Genomic DNA, 19,839 nt, shown 5'->3' on the forward strand with positions numbered 1-19,839 from the left:
ATCATCCCGTGCTCAGTCTTTCCTGAAGGCGGCCTCCAGCGCTTCGTTGATGGTGCGCAGCACCTTCACCCGTGCGTAGCGCTTGTCGTTGGCCTCCACCAGGGTCCAGGGGGCGATCTCGGTACTGGTGCGATCGACCATGTCGTCCACCGCATCGACGTAGAGGTCCCACTTGTCGCGGTTGCGCCAGTCTTCCTCGGTGATCTTGTAGCGCTTGAAGGCGACTGCCTCGCGCTCCTTGAAGCGTTGCATCTGGGTGTCCTTGTCGATCGACAGCCAGAACTTCACCAGCACGATGCCGAAGTTGTGCAGTTGCTCCTCGAAGTCGTTGATCTCGCCGTAGGCGCGCAGCCAGTCGGCCTCGGAGCAGTAATGCTCGACACGCTCCACCAGCACGCGGCCGTACCAGGAACGGTCGAATATGGTGAACTGCCCGCGCCCCGGCACGTGCCGCCAGAAGCGCCAGAGGTAGGGCTGCGCCCGCTCATCCTCGGTGGGTGCGGCGATGGGCACGGTGCGGTACTGGCGAGGGTCCAGCGCTCCGGTGACGCGGCGGATCGCGCCGCCCTTGCCCGCCGCGTCGTTGCCCTCGAACACCGCCATCAGGGCATGGCGACGCATGCGCTTGTCGCGCAGCAAACCGTTGAGCCGCGCCTGTTCCGTAGCGAGCTGTTCCTTGTAGTCGTCCTTGTCCAGCTTGCGGCTGAGGTCGAGGCTGTCCAGCAGGCTCCGCTTGTCGAGGTTGGACATCAGCGGCGCCGCATGGGGATGCGGCTTGTGCCGGCCCTTCTGCTTGAGGGCCGCCTGCAGCCCTTCGAGGATGATGCGGCCGACGCTGAGGCTGCGGTAGTACGGGTCGGCGCCCTCGATCACGTACCAGGGCGCGTAGTCGCGGCTGGTGCGGCGCAGTACCCGTTCGCCGAAACGCACGAAGCGGTCGTAGACCTCGCTCTGCTTCCAGTCCAGCGGATTGAGCTGCCAGCTGCGCTGGGGGTCCTTCTCCAGGGCCTTGAGGCGCTCCTTGAGCTGCTTCTTGGACAGGTGGAACCAGAACTTGAAGATCAGCGCACCCTCGTCGCAGAGCATGCGCTCAAAGCCTTCGGCGTCGTTGATGGCCTGGTCCAGGCGGGCGTCCTTGATCTCGCCCTCGACCCGCGCATGAAGCATCTGGCTGTACCAGTTGCCGAAGAAGATGCCGATCCGCCCCTTGCCCGGCAGTTTACGCCAGAAGCGCCATTGCGGCGGCCGCGAGAGTTCTTCGTCGGTCGGACGCAGGAAGCTCTCGACGTTGATCAGGCGCGGGTCCATCCATTCGTTGAGCAGCTTGACCGTCTCGCCCTTGCCGGCGCCTTCAATGCCGTTGATCAGGATGAGCACCGGGAAACGCGCCTGCTGCTTCAGCTCGAACTGCGCATCCAGCAGCGCTTCGCGCAGTTCCAGCACAGCCTTCTCATAGTTTTCCTTGTCGATTGAGTGGCCGATTTCGGCGGATTCGAACATGCAGACCTCCTTGGCGTGATGGGCAAAAGGTAACGGATGGCTTGGGGAGTGTCTGCGGGGCTTTTCCTGCGGGCAAGAAAAGCCGGAATTCCAATCTCGGAACCAACCCCGATCGGCTAACATTCGCGCTTCGCAGTCAGGAATACTCCATGTCCGATTTTCACCACGCCCAACTCGACTGGGACGAACAGGGCCGACCGTTGTCGCGGGAATTCGACGACATCTATTTCTCTCCGACCTCGGGTTTCGACGAAACCCATCATGTGTTCATCGCCGGCAATGACCTGGCCCGGCGCTTCGCCGAACTGCCCGCGGGCGGATGCTTTTGCATCGGCGAGACCGGATTCGGTACCGGGCTGAACTTCCTCTGTGCCTGGCAACTGTTCGAGCAGTGCGCGTCGGCCGATGCCCGGTTGCACTTCGTCAGCGTGGAGAAGTTCCCCCTCACCCGCGACGACCTCCGACGCGCCCTGGCCCTGTGGCCGCAACTGGCGCCCCAGGCCGCCCAGTTGCTGGACCAGTACATGGCGATCCACCCCGGTTTCCAGCGTTTCAACCTGGCCGCGGGCCGCGTGGTGCTCACCCTGCTGGTGGGCGATGCCCTGGACGGCCTGCCCGAGCTGGACGCGCAAATCGACGCCTGGTTTCTCGACGGCTTCGCCCCGGCGAAGAACCCCGAGATGTGGAGCCCCGCCCTGTTCACCCAGCTGGCGCGCCTGTCCCGTCCGGGAACCAGCCTCGCGACCTTCACCGCCGCCGGCTTCGTGCGCCGCGGGCTGACGGAGGCCGGTTTCGCCATCAAGCGCGTGCGCGGCTTCGGCAAGAAATGGGAAATGAGCCGGGGCCTGTTCACCGGTGAGGCGCAAGACGACGCCAAGCCCTGGTTCGCCCGCCCGCGCTTCGTCCCGCAGCGCCGCGAGGCCCTGGTAATCGGCGCGGGGCTGGCAGGCTGCGCCACTGCCGCCAGCCTTGCCGCACGTGGCTGGCAGGTGACGCTGCTGGAACGCCACGGCGAGCCGGCACAGGAGGCCTCCGGCAACCCCCAGGGCGTGCTCTACCTCAAGCTCTCCGCCCATGGCACGCCGCTGTCGCGCTTGATCCTCAGCGGCTTCGGCCATACCCGCCGGCTGCTGCAGCGCCTGGAACAGGGCCACGACTGGCAGGCCTGCGGCGTGCTGCAACTGGCCTTCGACGACAAGGAAGCGCAGCGCCAGGCGAAACTGGCCGAGGCCTTCCCCGCCGACCTGCTGCAGCGCCTGGACCAGGCCGAAGCCGAAGCCCTGGCCGGCGTCGCCCTGCCCGCCGGCGGGCTGTTCTACCCCGAGGCCGGCTGGGTTCATCCGCCAGCCCTGTGCCGCTTGCTGGCCAGCCATCCGAACATTCGCCTGGTCCCCCATGGCGAAGCCCTGGAGCTTCAGCGCGAGGGCGACCTCTGGCACGCCCGGAATGCCGGGCGCACCCTGGCCGCCGCCCCGGTGGTGGTGCTGGCCGGCGCCGCCGACGTGCTGCGCTTCCCCCAAGCCACCGGACTCCAGCTCAAACGCATTCGCGGGCAGATCAGCCGCCTGCCGGCCACCGCCGAAAGCGCGGCGCTGGGCACCGTGCTCTGTGCCGAAGGCTATGTGGCGCCGCCACGCGACGGCGAACACACCCTGGGCGCCAGCTTCGACTTCCACAGCACCGACCTCGCCCCCACCGCCGCCGAGCATGCGGGCAACCTCGAACTGCTGGAGGAGATATCCCCGGACCTCGGCCGCCGCCTGCACGCCGCCGAACTGGCGCCGGAGCGCCTGGAAGGCCGCGCAGCGTTCCGCTGCACCACCCCGGACTACCTGCCCATCGTCGGCCCGCTGGCCGATGCCGACGCCTTCGCCCAGGCCTATGCGGTGCTGGCCAGGGATGCGCGCCAGGTGCCGCAAGTGCCGGCGCCCTGGTACGACGGCCTCTATGTGAACAGCGCCCACGGTTCCCGTGGCCTGATCACCGCACCGCTGTCCGGCGAACTGCTGGCCGCCTGGCTCGACGACGAACCGCTGCCGGTGCCCCGCGCCGTGGCCGAGGCCTGCCACCCCAACCGTTTCACCTTGCGCCGCCTGATTCGCGGCCAGGGCGCCTGAGCGTGGACCTGTTGCTGCTCGAAGCCCTGGCCATCGGCGCCGTGCTCGGCCTGCTGCTGGGCCTGACCGGCGCCGGCGGCTCGCTGGTGGCCCTGCCCCTGCTGCTCAGCCTGCACCTGCCGCTGCGCGATGCCATCGGCGTGAGCCTCGGCGCCGTCGCCCTGTCCGCCGCCATCGGCGCCATTCCCCGCGCCATCCAGGGGATGGTGGCCTGGCGCCCGGTGCTGCTGCTGGCCATCTGCGGCCTGCCCGGCAATGCCCTCGGCCAGTGGCTGGGGCGCTTCATTCCCGAGTCCGCGCTGATACTCGGTTTCTGCCTGCTGGTGCTCTGGTCCGCCTGGCGCATGTGGCGCGGCGCGGCATCGCCGAAAAGACACTCCGGCCCGCTGCGCAGTGCGCCGCTGATGACCATCGGCGCCGGCGTTGGGCTGCTGTCGGGCGTAATGGGCGTGGGCGGCGGCTTCCTCGTGGTGCCGGCGCTGCTCTGGTTCACGCCGCTGTCGATGCTCGCCGCCACTGCCACTTCGATGGCGGTGATCGCGCTGGTTTCCGGCGGCGGCTTCCTGCTCTACCTCACCGGGGCGCAGCCGCCCATGGCCCTGCTCGGCGGCCTGGCGGCCGGCGGCGCGGTCGGTGTGCTCTGCGGCGGCCAACTGGCCGCCCGTCTGCGCGGCGCCACCCTGCAACGGCTGTTCGCCCTGATGCTGGTGGCGGTAAGTCTGTCCCTGGCGGTGCAAAAGTTGCTGGGCTGAGCCACGAAGGCCTTTTTAGAACCAATCGATATAAAACTCACGGAACTGCACAAGGGTCGGACCCTAGAGTGCCCCTTTCCGGGCACTCACTCCCCAACGGCAACACCGGTAAGGAACTATGTGCGGCATTTCTGGAGAACTTCGCTTCGACAAACGCCCGGCCGACCTGGCCGCCCTCGATAGAATCACCCACCACCTAGCGCCCCGCGGTCCAGACGCCTGGGGCCTGCACAGCCAGGGACCGATCGCCCTGGGCCATCGACGGCTGAAGATCATGGACCTGGCCGAGGCCTCCGGTCAGCCCATGCTGGACCCCGAACTGGGGCTGGCGATGGTGTTCAACGGCGCCATCTACAACTACCCCGAACTGCGCAAGGAACTGCTTGCCCTCGGCTATCGCTTTCATTCCGACGGCGACACCGAAGTGCTGCTCAAGGCCTGGCACGCCTGGGGCAAGGACATGCTGCCCAAGCTCAACGGCATGTTCGCCCTGGCCATCTGGGAACGTGACAGCCAGCGCCTGTTCCTCGCCCGCGACCGCCTCGGCATCAAGCCGATCTACCTGTCACGCAACGAGCAGCGCCTGCGCTTCGCCTCCAGCCTGCCGGCCCTGCTCCAGGGCAGCGACCTGGACAAGGCGCTGGACCCGCAGGCGCTGAACTTCTACCTCAACTTCCATTCCGTGGTGCCGGCGCCGCGCACCCTGGTCAAGGGTGTGGAAAAACTGCCACCGGCGAGCTGGATGCTGATCGATGCCGACGGCAACTGCAGCCAGGGCGTCTGGTGGGAACTGAAGTACGGCCCGCGCGAGGACGAGCAGAGCCTGGGCTTCGACGACTGGCGCGATCGCTTGCTGGCCGGGCTGCGCGACGCCGTGTCGATCCGCCAGCGCGCCGCCCGCGAAGTGGGCGTGCTGCTCTCCGGCGGAGTGGATTCCAGCCTGCTGGTGGGCCTGTTGGCCGAATCCGGTATCGAACAGCTGGCGACCTTCTCCATCGGTTTTGCGGATGCCGGCGGCGAACGCGGCGACGAGTTCGAGTTCTCCGACCTGATCGCCAACCACTACGGCACCCGTCACCAGCAGTTGCGCATCGATGAGCACGAAGTGCTGGAACAGTTGCCCGCCGCCTTCGCCGCCATGAGCGAGCCGATGGTCAGCCACGACTGCATCGCCTTCTACCTGCTCTCCCGCGAGGTTTCGAAGCACTGCAAGGTGGTGCAGAGCGGCCAGGGTGCCGACGAACTCTTCGGCGGCTATCACTGGTACCCGCCGCTGGCCGACACCACGGACCCGTTCAACAGCTACCGCACGGCCTTCTTCGACCGCAGCCATACCGAATACGAGGCCACGGTGCAGCCGGGCTGGCTCAGCGATGACCTGGCCGGCGACTTCGTGCGCCAGCACTTCGAACATCCCGGCGCCCTCGACCCGGTGGACAAGGCGCTGCGCCTGGACAGCACGGTGATGCTGGTGGACGACCCGGTGAAGCGGGTGGACAACATGACCATGGCCTGGGGCCTGGAGGCGCGGGTGCCGTTCCTCGACTACCGGGTGGCCGAACTGTCGGCGCGGATTCCCTCGCGCTTCAAGCTCGGCGACGGCGGCAAGGCAGTGCTCAAGGCCGCCGCGCGCCAGGTCATTCCCCACCAGGTGATCGACCGGCCCAAGGGTTACTTCCCGGTGCCCGGCCTGAAATACCTGGAAGGCCGCACCCGCGACTGGGTACGCGAACTCCTGCTGGACCCGAGCCAGGATCGCGGCCTGTTCCGGCCGGCCATGCTCGAACGCCTGCTGGCCAGCCCCACGGAAGACATCACCCCGCTGCGGGGTTCGAAGCTCTGGCAGATGGCAGCGCTCAACCTCTGGCTCAATCAACAGGGACTCTGAACAACAATGAAAGCCCACCCCCTTCACAGCCAGCGCCTGTTGCGCGGCCAGGCTCCGTCCTATCAGCGCCTGCAGGCACGACTGGCCGAGGGACACCTGGAACCCCACGACACACCGCAGATCCTCCATTGCGGCTGGGGCCGCCTGCTGCTCGGCCACACCTTCCCCGACGCCGCGAGCCTTGCCCAGGAGCTGCTGGACGAGCAGCCCGGCGAACGCGATATCGCCCTTTACGTCGCCGCGCCCCAGCAGGTACTGGCCCAGGCGCCGCAACAGCTCTTCCTCGACCCATCCGACACCCTGCGCCTCTGGTTCCCCGACTACCGCCCCGCGCGCCGGGCCTTTCGCGGCTTCCGCATCCGCCGTGTGCTGAGCGATGCCGACTGGCAGGCGGTCAATCAGCTCTACCGCTGCCGCGGCATGCTGCCGGTCGACCAGGACGCCATCACCCCGCTCCGCCAGGGCGGGCCGGTGTTCTGGCTGGCCGAGGACGAGCGCGACAACCAGGTGATCGGCGCCGTCATGGGCCTCAACCACCAGAAGGCCTTCGACGATCCGGAAGGCGGCTCCAGCCTCTGGTGCCTGGCGGTAGACCCGCAATGCAGCCGCCCCGGCGTCGGCGAAGTACTGGTGCGCCACCTGGTCGAACATTTCATGAGCCGCGGTCTCAATTACCTCGACCTCTCGGTGCTGCACGACAACCGCCAGGCCAAGGCGCTCTATTCCAAACTGGGCTTCCGCGACCTGGCCACCTTCGCGATCAAGCGCAAGAACAGCATCAACCAGACCCTGTTCCTCGGCCCCGGCCCGGAAGCGGAGCTCAACCCCTATGCCCGCATCATCGTCGACGAAGCCCTGCGGCGCGGCATCGAAGTGCAGGTGGACGACGCCGAAGGCGGGCTGTTCAGCCTCAGTCAGGGCGGCCGGCGCATCCGTTGCCGGGAGTCGCTGTCCGACCTTACCAGCGCGGTGAGCATGACCCTCTGCCAGGACAAGCAGCTGACCCATCGCGCACTGGCCCGCGCCGGCATCTTCCAGCCGGCGCAGCGCCTGGCGGGCAGTGACGAGGAGAATGCGGCCTTCCTTGCCAAGCACGGCAGCCTGGTGGTCAAGCCGGTGAATGGCGAGCAGGGCCAGGGCGTGGCGGTGGGCCTGTGCAGCCTCGAGGAGGTGAAGACCGCCATCGCCAACGCCGAGCACTTCGACAGCCGCGTGATCCTGGAGAGCTTTCACCAGGGCCTGGACCTGCGGGTGGTGGTGATCAACTACGAAGTGGTGGCCGCGGCCATCCGCCGTCCGGCGGAAGTGGTCGGCGACGGCCAGCGCAGCGTGCGCCAGCTGATCGAACGCCAGAGCCGCCGGCGCCAGGCCGCAACCCAGGGGGAAAGCCGCATCCCGCTGGATGGCGAGACCGAACGCACCCTGCGCGCTGCCGGCTATGAATATGAAGATGTGCTGCCGGCCGGCACCCGGTTGGCGGTGCGGCGAACCGCCAACCTGCACACCGGCGGCACCCTGGAGGACGTCACCGCGATCCTCCATCCGGCCCTGGCCGAGGCCTCCATCCTCGCCGCGCGGACCCTGGAAATCCCGGTGGTCGGTCTGGACCTGCTGGTCACCGCCGCCGACCAGCCGGACTACGTGATGATCGAAGCCAACGAACGGGTCGGCCTGGCCAACCACCAGCCGCAACCCACGGCGGAACGCTTCATCGATCTGCTGTTCCCGCTGACCCGGACCAGTTGAGTGCCATGCAGGGTGGGCTTCAGCCCGCCAGGTCCCAAGATCCACTCCAAGGAGACGCCATGAGCCAGTCACTCCCCGAGCCCGATCTCACCTACCTGCAGAAGGTGCTGCTGGAAATGCTCGCCATTCCCAGCCCCACCGGTTTCACCGACACCATCGTGCGCTACGTCGCCGAGCGGCTGGATGAGATCGGCATCCCCTACGAGCTGACCCGGCGCGGCACCATCCGCGCCACGGTCAAGGGCATGCAAAGCAGCCCGGACCGTGCGATGTCGGCGCACCTGGACACCATTGGCGCCATCGTCCGCGAGATCAAGGACAACGGCCGCCTGGCCCTGGCGCCGGTGGGCTGCTGGTCCAGCCGCTTCGCCGAAGGCAGCCGCGTCAGCCTGTTCGGGGACAACCGGGTACTGCGCGGCAGCGTGCTGCCCCTGCTGGCGTCGGGGCATGCCTTCAACACCCAGGTGGACAACCTGCCCGTCAGCTGGGACCACGTGGAACTGCGCCTGGACGCCTACAGCACCACCCGCGCCGACTGCGAGACCCTGGGGGTTTCGGTAGGTGACTTCGTCGCCTTCGACCCGCTGCCGGAGTTCACCGAGAGTGGCCACATCAGTGCCCGCCACCTGGACGACAAGGCCGGCGTCGCCGCCCTGCTCACCGCCCTCAAGGGCATCGCCGAGGCGCGCCTGGTCCCGCCCATCGACTGTCATCCGCTGTTCACCATCACCGAGGAGATCGGCTCCGGCTCGGCCGCCGCGCTGCCCTGGGACGTCAGCGAGTTCGTCGGCATCGACATCGCCCCGGTCGCCCCCGGCCAGCTCTCCAGCGAGCACGCCGTGACCGTGGCCATGCAGGATTCCGGCGGTCCCTACGACTTCCACCTGTCGCGGCACCTGCTGCGCCTGGCCGAAACCAACGCCATCTCGCTGCGCCGCGACCTGTTTCGCTACTACCACAGCGATGCCCAGTCGGCGGTCACCGCCGGCCATGACATCCGCACCGCCCTGCTGGCCTTCGGTTGCGACGCCACCCACGGCTACGAGCGCACCCACATCGACAGCCTGGAGGCCCTGACCCGCCTGATCGGCGCCTACCTGATGAGCCCGCCGGTATTCGCCTCCGACGCGGTCACCAGCCAGCAGTCCCTGGAACCCTTCAGCCACCAGCTGGAACATGACGCGCAGATGGAGAGCGAGACGCGCGTCCCGACCGTGGAAAGTCTTGTAGGAAAGGGTGACGGCAACCCTTGAAGGGCAACCCGGTCAGGAGCAAAGTGCCACCCAGGGATGCAATAACAATTCGGGTGGTTACCCATGCTTCACCTTTCAGGCTGTGTGAAAACTGTCGCACTCGGTCTGGCCGTTCTTCTGTTCTGGCTCTGCCGGCCCGCCTTCGCCCAGGAGGCCGTACCACTGGACCAGGACCAGTTGCGACTTTCGCTCGGCCAGTGGGTCAGCTACCTCGAAGACCCCAGGGGCGAACTCAGCCTGGAACAGGTACGCAAGCTCCCCGATCCTGCGTTCCGAAAGGCCCGGGGCGAACAGCCCAACATGGGCAAGAACCGATCTGTCTGGTGGTTCAAGGTGCGCCTGGACAATCGCCGGCCCCGGGCACTGGACGGTTACCTGGAAGCCAACTACCCGCTGCTGGACGATATCCGCCTCTACTACCTCCCCCCTGACGGCCGGGTGCAGGCGCAGGAAACCGGCGACCACTTCGCCTTCTCGCAACGTCCGGTCAAGGTCCGCAACTTCTGGTTCCCCCTGCACGTTCAGCCAGGGCAGAGCACGCTGATCCTGCGGGTGGAGAGCACCAGCACCCTCTTCGTGCCGCTGGTGTTCAGCACCTTCGACGCCAGCGCCGCCGCCCAGGAGAACCTCATGGGCTTCAACGGGGCCTTCTATGGCGTGCTCTTCGCCATGTTCTTCTACAACCTGTTCCTCTACCTGTCGCTGCGCGAGAAGGCCTACCTCTGGTACCTGGCCTACAACCTCAACGTCGGGCTGCTCGCCGCCTGCTTCGACGGCATGCTGTTCAAGCTGCTGCCCGAGCACGTGACGCTGCAGTCGGTGGCGATCTACATCTTCATGTACCTGCACTGCCTCGTGGCCCTGCAGTTCAGCCGCCATTTCCTCCACACCAGCCAGCACTTCCCGCGGCTGGACCGCGTGCTGCGCGGCCTGATGCTGGCAACCCTGGTGGCGCTGCTCAGCGCCCCGGTGATCGGCCTGCAGAACTGGAACATCTTCGCCAGCCTGACAGTGTCGGGCATTTCCGCCTTCCTCCTGCTTACCGGGCTGCACGTCTGGCGCAAGGGCTTGCGCTACGGCTCCTACTACACCCTGGCCTGGGGCGTGCTGCTGTTCGCCTTCATCCAGACCACCACCGGCTCCCTGGGCATCGAAGTGCTGGGTCTGTTCGGCGCCACGGTGGTGAAGATCGGCGTCACCATTGAGCTGATCACCCTGTCCATCGGCCTGGCCGACCGCATCAACTCCCTCAAGGAGGAAGGCTTCCGTTCGCGCCAGGCCGCCGAGCAGGCGCGCATCGAGAACCAGGCCAAGAGCCGCTTCCTGGCCACGATGAGCCACGAGATCCGCACGCCGCTGAACGGTGTGCTGGGCATGCTGCAATTACTAAGGGAAACGCCGCTGGACCGCAGCCAGCGCTTCTACGTGGACACCATCGCCAGTTCGGGCACCGCGCTGATGGCGGTGATCAACGACATCCTCGACTTCGCCCGCATCGAGTCCGGCAAGCTGGAGCTGGAACACATCGAGTTCGACCTGGAAGACCTGGTTTCGGAAACCCTCGGCCTGTTCACCGCCCAGGCCATGGACAGGCGCCTGGGCCTGCACCTGAGCCTGGATGCCGGGGTGCCACGGCGCGTCCAGGGCGACCCGACGCGACTCAAGCAGGTGCTGATGAACCTGCTGGGCAATGCCCTGAAATTCACCGCCGAAGGCCACGTGACCCTCAACCTCGGCCTGCGCCGCAATGCCGAGGGCAAGTCCCGCCTGGTGTTCAGCGTCATCGACAGCGGCATCGGCATCCGTCCCGAAGCCCTGGCGCAGCTGTTCGACACCTTCTCCCAGGGCGATTCCAGCACCACCCGCCGCTACGGCGGCAGCGGCCTGGGCCTGGCCATCAGCAAAGAGCTGGTGGAAATGATGGGCGGACGCATCGAGGTGCAGAGCACGCTCAACCAGGGCACCCGCTTCAGCTTCGACATCCCGCTGCAACCGGGCGAACTCCAGACCGACGACCTGACCCCGTTGCTGGGCGGCCGCACCGCGCTGATCGCCTGCCAGGACGACCTCGGCCTGGATGCCATTGGCCGCCTGCTCGGCCGCTGGGGCATGCGCTGCGAAGGCTGCAAGGACCCGGAGCAACTGCTCGCCCAACTGAAGGATTGTGCCGTGCCGTCCCTGCTGGTGATCCAGGCGCCCTGGCCGAGCGATCCGGCGCGCTGGATGGACAAGCTGCGGCCGCATCTGGAACAGGGCCAGCGAGTGATGCTGATCTGCCCGCCGGAATCCTGCCAGAACCTGCCGGCCGGCACCGGCCTGCGCCTGCGGGCCACGGCCCAGCCGCTGATCCTGGCGCTGCTGCGCGACACCCTGCAGGAGCTGTACCGCGAACGCCGCCTGGAGGAACGCACCCTGCAGCAGGAAGAACGGCGCCGGGTGAGCGCAACGCCGTGCATCCTGGTGGCCGAAGACAACCCGGTGAACCAGATGGTGGTCCAGGGCTTCCTCAAGAAGCGTGGCTACCTGGTGCGCACCGTGGCCAATGGCCTGGCGGCGCTGGAGGAATACCAGCGCGACCCGGAAGGCATCCAACTGATCCTGATGGACTGCGAGATGCCGGTAATGGACGGCTTCGAAGCGACCCGGCAGATCCGCCGGCTGGAGCGCACGCGCAACTGGCAGCCGGTGCCCATCGTCGCGCTGACCGCGCATATCCTCGAGGAACACCGCCAGGCCGGCGCCGCTGCCGGCATGGATGACTTCCTAGGCAAACCCCTGGACAGCGCCCTGCTGTTCAGCACCCTTGAACGCTTCATCCAGCGCCAGAGCGTGGACGGATGACGACGCGGGCCGGCGGAGTTAGCATTCCGCCCCCGCTGGAGACCCCCGATGCTCATCCCCTTTGACCTGCTCGAAGCCGAAACCCTGACCCGCCTGATCGAAGACTTCGTCACCCGTGAAGGCACCGACAATGGCGACGACACCCCGCTGGAAACCCGCGTCGAACGGGTTCGCCGCGCCCTGCAGAAGGGCGAGGCGGTGATCGTCTACGACCCCGACAGCCAGCAGTGCCAACTGATGCGCAAGTTGGACGTACCCAAGGAGTGGCTGGAGGAGTAGCGCTGTAGGGGCGGATTCATTGGCTGTGCCTGCATCAAATGTTGCAAGTAGCCGCATTGCCCGTAGGAGCTGGCTTGCCAGCGAATGGCCCCTTTTCGCTAGCAAGCTAGCTCCTACAAGGCTCCTGGACCGATTGGCGATTTCCGCAGACACAGCGAATTCATTCGCCAAGGGCCGCGCAGCTGCCCTCTGAGAACTCACAACTTCGCCGCCTGCACGGCTGCGCCCAACGGCAGGCTGCGTTCCACCTGCGTCATCCGCGTCACTTCCACCTTCATCTTGTCCTTGCCCAGCAGGTAATCCACCAGCCGCTGGGAGAAGGGCCAGTAGTTCAGTTCCGCCTTCAGGGTGATGGGGCCTACGGCATCCTTCGGCACTTCGAAGGTGAACTCGCGGATGTCATAGCCCTTGGGCAGGAGGCGGTTGTCCGACAGTATCTGGGTGGCATTCCAGACCTCGATGTCCAGTTCCTTGCCGTCCTTGTCCCCCAGATGGACCTTGAAGTTGCGGGTATCAGGCTCGGTGGCGCCGTCCTTGATCGCACCCAGCCGGTAGATCTCGCGTCCGGCCCCGTCCACCGCCCGGAAATCGATCCAGACCTCGCGCCCCTCGGGAAATCCCGTGGGCAGCTTGTGCCCGGCCCCAACGTTGGCGACCTTCACCCGCACCGACACCTCCTGGCCCGGCGCCAACTGCTCCGGCACCGACTCGAAGCTGATCTCGGCAGCCCTGGCCAACTGCTCCCGTGCGCGCTGGGCCGCCTCGTCCTGCCCCAGGTACGACAGCACCGCCGCATTGGCCCCGGTGAACCAGTGGGACGCCACATCGGCACGCTCCGGCCCCATGATCGCAGCCTTGCCGGCGAATCCCGGCATGTGGCAGCTCTGGCAGGTCTCGCCGTTGAAGCTGTAGGGGCTCTCGAGCCATTCGTCATAGGTGCGTTCCACCGCCACGGAGCTGAACGGGTGGGTCACGTTGTGGCAGGTGGCGCAGAAATCCGAGCGAGTATGCAGGCCCGAATAGACCGTATCGTGGTACGGGGACACCGCATCTCCGCGCGGGCCGAACTTGGTCGGCCGGCCATTGGCACGCGGACTGAGCACATAGGCGCCATTGTCCAGCCCGGTGCGCGCGTTGATGTTGTGGCAGGTCTCGCAGTCCACCCCCGGCATCGGGTTGTGCACGGCGGTGAACTCCGCCGGGGCGCGATTGACCGCCGAGTTGATCTGGCCAGTGGTCAGTCCGATGGGGGTATGGCAGCCGGTGCAGAAGTTATCCACCTGCCCCGCGGTCGCCTCGCTGGCGTGCCTGAGCAAGGCCCGGTAGATCGGCTCATCCCAGGACTGGGCCATCATCGAGGTCCGCCATTGCCGGTAGATGTCGGTGTGGCAGGCGCCGCAGACCTGGGCGTCGTCGAAATCCGTGGCATTCAGCACGGCGTTGTTCGGCGTGTTCGCCCGGTGGGGGAAAAACGGCAGGTCCTGCTTGTTCTCCAGCAGCCTGGAGCGCGCCGGCTCCAGCCACTTGTCGTCCGACGGCGGCGTCTCGGCGGTGGCGACGAGGCTCGCCAGCCAGGACAGCAGCAGGCCGGCGAACAGCCAGGAGAACAGGCGTCCGGACCGGACAGCAAGACTTGAAGTCGACACCTTCTTCGCCGAATCGTCCATTTCGCCACCCACCTTCACAACCCCGATGAGAAGGCGCACGAACTCCGCAGAATAACGGTAATAACCGCCTCTTTCAGCGCCTTTTTGCCGAACTTCATCCACTTCCCCGTTGTTGGGGGAAGTAAGTCAGTAGTAGATGGAGCTCAGTGCAGCGTCAAAGGTATGACGCAAGCAGGAAACGAGCGAACGAAAGGCTTATCCGTATGATTCATATGGCCTTAATTGAAATTAGGCGCGAAAAGACAGGCGATGAAGTGGCGATTCTTCCGTACCAGCGACAGCATGGCCGGACATGAACGACAGGCACAAAAAAGCCGCCACGGGGCGGCCGAAACAAAGCACAGAGCACCAATAGACTCCAGGGTCAGAGTGTAGTTGCCCTGCTATGAAAAGCTGACGGCGAATCGCAAAACACCGTGCATTTCGTCGGCAATTTCGCCCAATTGACGCACAACCGCTCTATCTCGCGGATTTACCCTGGGTCGCAGATCGATGTTCGCCGACGACGCGCATCAGGCTGACGCGGCTATCCGCTCTCTGGCAGAAGGAGAGAAATTTCGTACACCCCATTGACCTTGAGGGCCTACAAAAGCCCTCGCTAGAGTCCACGATCGTCGCGGCAGGAACCGCGACCGGGAGTCGCAACCCGAACAACGCAAGGCGCGTCCCGCCTGGATTGCAATCGCAACATGGCGGGCCGTGCAGGGAAGGCTTAGGCCTTGCCGGGTTTTCCTCGCGTAACCGGTTTGCGACCCCTGTACGGCCCGCCGCCCTTCCATGTCGTGATGACAAGGCGCTGCTCCTACATAACGCGAGGACGCAAGGATATGCACTGTTCACGCCCCCTGCAGTCAGCCATCGACACCCTCGGCCTACGCCCCCTGCGAGGCTGCCCGAAACCCGACTTCATCCCTCTCCCGCCGTCGTCCCAGCCGTACGGCAATGTCCTGTTCATCCATGCCCAGGCACCCTCGGCCCAGCTGTTCGAAGCCGCCAACCAGCGCATGGGCGCCCTGGCTGATCTGTTGCGGATGCTGGAGTCCGTCGGCGACAACGCCCTGGCCCAGCAAACCGCCCGGCTCGCCTCGGCCCTCGGCCTGCTCCTGGCGGATGCCCAGGCATTGCACGAAGCGGCGTACCAGCGCTCGCGCGAGGAAGAACGCGCAGACACCGATCAGCACGCTCCCGAAGCCGCCTCACCTGCCGAATCCCCGGCCTAGAGCCAGTATTCCCAGGCACGCCCGATCCGTTCACTGATGCGGGCGCGCACGGGACGGCGGCGCCACGCCTCCAGGGTGAGTTCATCCGACCCGTCCACGTCTTCCAGGAATGCCTTGCGCATCCGCTCACCGAAATCCGTCCCCAGCACCACCACATTGACCTCCTGGTTATGCAGGAAGCTGCGCCAGTCGAGATTGGTGGAGCCCACGGTAGACCAGACGCCGTCGATCACCCCGGCCTTCACATGCAGCAGCGCATCGCGGCGCTCGAAGATCCGCACCCCGGCCTCCAGCAGCTCGCGGTAGTAGGCCCGCCCGGCATGGAAAACCAGCCAGGAATCGGTGCTGCTGGGCACCACCAGACGTACGTCGACACCCCGGGCCACGGCGGCCTTGAGTGCATCGAGCAGTTGCGGATCGGGCACGAAGTAGGCGCTGGTCAGCCAGATTTCGCTCTGCGCGCTGTGCAGGGCAGAGATGAGCGTGGCGTAGATCTGGCTGTAGGGCTCGTCCGGCGAGCTGCCGATCGCCCGGACCACGTCCTTGCCCTTGCGCTCCAGGGGCGGAAAGTAGTGCCGGGCCACCAGTTCGCCGCCCTTCTGCCGGTCCCAGGTGGTGATGAAGAGCTTCTGCAGATCGGCCACCACCGGCCCTTCGATGCGCAGGTCGGTATCGCGCCAGGGCAGGTCACGACGCGGCCGCCCCTGCCGGCTGGAACCGAAGGAACCGCCGGAATAGACTCCGCTGATGTTCACCCCGCCGAGAATGGCGACCCGCCCGTCGACGATCAGCAACTTGCGGTGGTCGCGCTGGTTCAACTGCCAGCCCGCTCTGGCGGTCAGGGGATTGACCGGGTTGAACTCCACCAGCCGGATACCCGACTCACGCAATCTGTCGAAGAATGCCGGCGGCGTGGCGAGGGTGCCGACGCTGTCGTAGATCAGGTTGACCTGCACGCCACTGCGCTGCTTGGCGATCAGGGCGTCGGCGAAGCGTTGCCCGACCTCGTCGCCGTCGAGGATGTAGGTTTCCATGTTGATGTGGTCACGCGCGCTTTCGATGGCCGCGAACATCGCCGCGTAGGTCTCGGGGCCGTCCTGCAGCAGGTCGACCTTGTTGCCGTCGGTGAGCGGGCTGCCCACCAGGGTCTCTTCGATCGCCAGATGCAAGTCGAAGATGTTGGTCTGCATGCCGGAGGCCTTGAGCCGGTCCAGGATCGCCTGGCTGCGCGATTCGGAAAGCGGGCCCTGGGCGCCATCCAGCTGCACCGTGGAGGCCGGTGAATGGACCATGTCGGGGTTGATGCGGGGCAGTGAGCTGCAGGCCAGGAGAAGCGTCGAATAGAGCGCCACCAGGACACGCGCCACGGTCCCTGATGACGGCAGGTTCATCCAGCATCCTCCTGCACGGGGGAGGTTCGATGCCCGCAAGGCGAATCGCCGCTTCTGCGTCTGCCTTCCGGGCTGCCTTGTCGATTTCGACAGCGCTCTCCCGGGGAAAGTTAAGGAAAATTCTTCGACCGGATCAAACCCTGATGCTGCTTTCCGGCATCAGGCGCAATGACGCACGGCCCCCTGGCGGTGCCTCAGCTTGGCGAGAAGCGCGGCCCCAGCAGGATCACGGTCGCCCCCAGGACACAGAGCGCCGCGCCCAGCCAGTCGCTGGCCAGCGGCCGGGTGCGCTCCACCAGGCCCAGCCAGAGCAGTGAGGCGACGATGTAGATGCCGCCATAGGCCGCATAGGCCCGCCCCGCATAGGCCGCCTCCACCCGGGTCAGCAACAGGGCGAAGAGCGTCAGGCTGAGCAGGCCGGGGGCGATCCACCAGGCGCTCTTGCCCATCCGCAGCCAGAGCCAGAAGGCGTAGCAGCCACCGATTTCGAAGAGCGCGGCGAGGAAGAACCAGAGGTAGTTGAGCATCGATGTATTCCCTTCCGGATGAAGCGACGGCGGCTCAGCTGTCAGCCGCGCACGCCGCCTTCGCGTTCCCAGGCGCAGCGCACCCGCAGAGTGTCTTCCTGGGGGCTGTGCAGGCCCTGCTCGCTTTCCCAGCGGAAGGTATGGATGCCGTTGAGTTCGGTTTCCAGGTGGACGACGGCGCTGCTCCAGTAAAGCTGCCTGAGCAGGGCTTCGAATGCCTTGACCCAGAGGTTCCATTCGTACTCCACCGCCGGATAGCTGGCGCCGAAGTGAATCACCTGGGTAAGGAACAGGCCTTCGCCCGGTTGCTCGCAGCAGGAAAACATCTCACGGCCGAGAAAGGGCCAGGCCTCGCCACTGGGCAGGCTGTCCAGCACACGGCGATTGGTTTCGCGGCGCAGACGATGCTCCTGATCGTCGAGCGACGGCCAGTCACGGATGCAGCCATAGACGATGGATTCGGACTCCACGCGGGCACTCCCGGAAAACAGTGGCAGCCTTCTAACACAGGACTGCCACGGGAGAAAGGAAATGCATCGTAGTCCTCAACGACGCTTGAGCCCGAGCACCCAGGCCAGCAGGCTCATGACCAGCGCAAGCGCGGTGAGAACCATGAAAGGCGCCTGATAACTGCCTGCCATGTCGCGGCCGAAGCCGGCCAGGATCGGGGCGAAGCTGGCCATGCCGTATCCGGCGAACAGCATCATCGCGGTCCAGCGGCTCACCGCCAGCGGCGTGTGCGCTTCATACAGCGGCAGCACCAGGGACAGGGCGAAGGAGCCGCTGAGCCCGAGCCCCAGCAGCGCTGCCCAGACTTCCGGCAGCAAGGTCGGCTGGACGCAGATCATCCCCAGGCAGACGCTGCTGATCAGACCGCACACCAGCAGCAACTGGTAGCGGTTGTCGAAACGCTGGGCCAGCCAGGGCAGCACGAAGGCACTGGGCAGGCCCACCAGCATGAAGAGGCTGAACAGGCTGTTGCTGCGCAGCAGGCTGAGGCCGGCCTCGTGGTAGCGGGCCACCAGCCAGGTGGTCAGGGCATAGAACAGACCGGCCTGGAGGGCGAAGAACGCGGTGATCAGCCAGGCCCGCGACTCTCCCCAAGGCAGGCCGCCCTGCCCGGCTTCGCTGGCGGATTCGGCACGATTGGGTATGCGCAGCCAGAGCAGCAATGCGACGAACGCCGGCGCGGCCCAGAAGGCCAGACCGAAATGCCATTGGTCCCCGAGCAGCTGGGTCACCGGCGGCGTCAGCACGGCGCCGGCGGCGCCGCCGATGGTCAGGCTCAGGGAGTACCAGGCGACCACCCGCCCGACGTGGTCGTGGAAATGCCGCTTGATGAAGCCGGAGAGCAGCGGCCCGGCGACCGCGATGCCCGCGCCCATGGCCACGGCACTGCCGATCAGCACGGCGCTGGCGTGGCTGGCCAGGCGGGCCAGCAGGGCGACGCCGATCAGCCCCAGGCAGAAGGTGATCACCCGCTCCAGGCCGAAGCGCACGGCCAGGCGCGGCGCGAGCGGCGCCAGGAGGCCCATGCAGAGCACGGGCAGGGCCGTGGTCAGGCTGATCAGGCTGCGACTCAGCGCCAGCTCGTGGGCAATGCGTTCGATCAGGGGGGCGAGGGAGGTGATGCCGGGCCGCAGGTTGATCGCGGCGAGCACCAGCGCCAGCATCAGCAGCGCGCGGGAAAGGGGTTTCACGGTGGGTCCATCCGGAAAGGCAGTCAGGCCGGGGGAGCAACCCTACTCCCCCGGTCCGCGGCCGGGCAACCCCGAACCACGACGAACCTGATCGATCGGACAGTCAGGTTCTCAAGCCTGACGCCTGGCCTTCATCTTCGCCGCCATGCTGGCCATCTCGTCGTAGAGCGCCTGCGGATGCTTCTGCTTCACGGCCCAGGCCATACGGCCCTGCTCGTGGGGCAGGATCATGAAGGTGCCGGCGGCCACTTCCTGGAAGATGTAGTCGGCGATATCCGCAGCGGTGATCGGCGAGCTCTCCAGCAGCTTGCCCACCTGCTGTTTCATCGCTGGAGTCGGCCCACGGAAGGAATCCAGCAGGTTGGTCTGGAAGAACGACGGGCAGACCACGTGCACGCCCACGCCCTCTTCCTTGAGCTCGATCAGCAGGCTCTCGGAAAGGGCCACCACGCCGGCCTTGGCGACGTTGTAGTTGCTCATCGCCGGGCCCTGCATCAGCGCGGCCATGGACGCGACGTTGATGATCCGCCCCTTGCTCTTGTGCAAAAGCGGCAGGAACGCCTTGCAGCCCTTGACCACGCCCATCAGGTTGATCGCGATCTGCCAGTCCCAGTCCTCCAGGGACAGCTCCTCGAAGAAGCCGCCCGAGGCGACGCCGGCGTTGTTGACGATGATGTCGATGCCGCCAAGCTTTTCTTCGCAGGCCTGGGCGAAGGCGGTGAGCTGGCTGTAGTCGCGGACGTCGCAGCGCTGGGTGAACCCCTCACCACCGGCCTCGCGTACCAGCCTGAGGGTTTCCGCCAGGCCGGCCTCGTTGACGTCGGACAGGGCCAGCTTCCAGCCCTCGCGAGCCCAGCGCAGGGCGATTTCGCGACCGAGCCCGGAACCGGCGCCGGTGATCATGATGCGGTTTTGCATGGTGAGGTGCCTTTCTGCATGTGCGGTAGATGAGCCGCAG

General features: G+C 66.4%; 15 protein-coding genes. 8 read left to right on the top strand and 7 right to left on the bottom strand.

Annotated elements, in window-relative coordinates; translation table 11 throughout:
* Nucleotides 1-12 precede the first annotated feature (12 nt).
* Nucleotides 13-1,500 (bottom strand): polyphosphate:AMP phosphotransferase, encoded by a 1,488-nt coding sequence (pap, locus tag ACFW0B_RS00350; RefSeq protein WP_449145981.1) that lies wholly within the window; start codon nucleotides 1,498-1,500, stop codon nucleotides 13-15.
* A gap of 149 nt (nucleotides 1,501-1,649) precedes the next feature.
* On the opposite strand from pap, the gene mnmC reads away from it, so the two are divergent.
* The 7 genes from mnmC to ACFW0B_RS00385 all read left to right on the top strand — a co-directional run bounded on the left by mnmC (nucleotide 1,650) and on the right by ACFW0B_RS00385 (nucleotide 12,376).
* Entirely contained in the window at nucleotides 1,650-3,617 is a 1,968-nt protein-coding gene (gene mnmC, locus ACFW0B_RS00355; RefSeq protein ID WP_449145982.1) for a bifunctional tRNA (5-methylaminomethyl-2-thiouridine)(34)-methyltransferase MnmD/FAD-dependent 5-carboxymethylaminomethyl-2-thiouridine(34) oxidoreductase MnmC, read from the top strand.
* 2 nt (nucleotides 3,618-3,619) lie between these two features.
* Entirely contained in the window at nucleotides 3,620-4,369 is a 750-nt protein-coding gene (locus ACFW0B_RS00360; RefSeq protein WP_449145983.1) for a sulfite exporter TauE/SafE family protein, read from the top strand.
* Nucleotides 4,370-4,487: 118 nt separating this feature from the next.
* Nucleotides 4,488-6,257 (top strand): N-acetylglutaminylglutamine amidotransferase, encoded by a 1,770-nt coding sequence (locus ACFW0B_RS00365; protein WP_449145984.1) that lies wholly within the window; start codon nucleotides 4,488-4,490, stop codon nucleotides 6,255-6,257.
* Between the two features lie 6 nt (nucleotides 6,258-6,263).
* The gene (gene ngg / locus ACFW0B_RS00370) at nucleotides 6,264-8,003 is read left to right on the top strand and encodes an N-acetylglutaminylglutamine synthetase (RefSeq protein ID WP_449145985.1); all 1,740 of its coding nucleotides are present in this window, start codon (nucleotides 6,264-6,266) and stop codon (nucleotides 8,001-8,003) included.
* Nucleotides 8,004-8,062: 59 nt separating this feature from the next.
* Nucleotides 8,063-9,256 (top strand): osmoprotectant NAGGN system M42 family peptidase, encoded by a 1,194-nt coding sequence (locus ACFW0B_RS00375; protein WP_449145986.1) that lies wholly within the window; start codon nucleotides 8,063-8,065, stop codon nucleotides 9,254-9,256.
* Nucleotides 9,257-9,319: 63 nt separating this feature from the next.
* Nucleotides 9,320-12,097, top strand: coding sequence for a hybrid sensor histidine kinase/response regulator (locus ACFW0B_RS00380; protein WP_449145987.1), 2,778 nt, complete (start codon nucleotides 9,320-9,322; stop codon nucleotides 12,095-12,097).
* 48 nt (nucleotides 12,098-12,145) lie between these two features.
* Nucleotides 12,146-12,376, top strand: coding sequence for a YheU family protein (locus ACFW0B_RS00385; protein ID WP_449145988.1), 231 nt, complete (start codon nucleotides 12,146-12,148; stop codon nucleotides 12,374-12,376).
* 197 nt (nucleotides 12,377-12,573) lie between these two features.
* On the opposite strand, the gene ACFW0B_RS00390 is transcribed toward ACFW0B_RS00385, so the two are convergent.
* The gene (locus ACFW0B_RS00390; protein ID WP_449146291.1) at nucleotides 12,574-14,043 is read right to left on the bottom strand and encodes a multiheme c-type cytochrome; all 1,470 of its coding nucleotides are present in this window, start codon (nucleotides 14,041-14,043) and stop codon (nucleotides 12,574-12,576) included.
* A gap of 827 nt (nucleotides 14,044-14,870) precedes the next feature.
* Here ACFW0B_RS00390 and ACFW0B_RS00395 point away from each other — a divergent pair.
* Nucleotides 14,871-15,263 carry a hypothetical protein gene (locus ACFW0B_RS00395; protein WP_449145989.1) on the top strand — a complete coding sequence of 131 codons (393 nt, stop codon included), beginning with the start codon at nucleotides 14,871-14,873 and terminating at the stop codon, nucleotides 15,261-15,263.
* Here the strand turns inward: ACFW0B_RS00395 and cls are convergent.
* The 5 genes from cls to ACFW0B_RS00420 all read right to left on the bottom strand — a co-directional run bounded on the left by cls (nucleotide 15,260) and on the right by ACFW0B_RS00420 (nucleotide 19,799).
* Complete coding sequence (gene cls, locus ACFW0B_RS00400) at nucleotides 15,260-16,654, bottom strand: cardiolipin synthase (protein WP_449145990.1); 1,395 nt, start codon at nucleotides 16,652-16,654, stop codon at nucleotides 15,260-15,262. The genes ACFW0B_RS00395 and cls overlap by 4 nt on opposite strands.
* Before the next feature lie 194 nt (nucleotides 16,655-16,848).
* Nucleotides 16,849-17,181 carry a YnfA family protein gene (locus ACFW0B_RS00405; protein ID WP_449145991.1) on the bottom strand — a complete coding sequence of 111 codons (333 nt, stop codon included), beginning with the start codon at nucleotides 17,179-17,181 and terminating at the stop codon, nucleotides 16,849-16,851.
* A 41-nt stretch (nucleotides 17,182-17,222) separates the two neighbouring features.
* Nucleotides 17,223-17,651, bottom strand: a complete 429-nt coding sequence (locus tag ACFW0B_RS00410; RefSeq protein WP_449145992.1) for a hypothetical protein — start codon at nucleotides 17,649-17,651, stop codon at nucleotides 17,223-17,225.
* A gap of 75 nt (nucleotides 17,652-17,726) precedes the next feature.
* A complete protein-coding gene (locus tag ACFW0B_RS00415) occupies nucleotides 17,727-18,881 on the bottom strand; it encodes an MFS transporter (RefSeq protein ID WP_449145993.1) in 1,155 nt (384 codons plus the stop codon).
* A 111-nt stretch (nucleotides 18,882-18,992) separates the two neighbouring features.
* Nucleotides 18,993-19,799: an SDR family oxidoreductase gene (locus tag ACFW0B_RS00420; RefSeq protein ID WP_449145994.1), complete on the bottom strand. Its 807-nt coding sequence runs from the start codon at nucleotides 19,797-19,799 to the stop codon at nucleotides 18,993-18,995.
* Nucleotides 19,800-19,839 lie beyond the last annotated feature (40 nt).

The sequence above is a fragment of the Metapseudomonas phytobenefica genome (genome assembly GCF_043392685.1).
GTDB lineage: Bacteria > Pseudomonadota > Gammaproteobacteria > Pseudomonadales > Pseudomonadaceae > Metapseudomonas.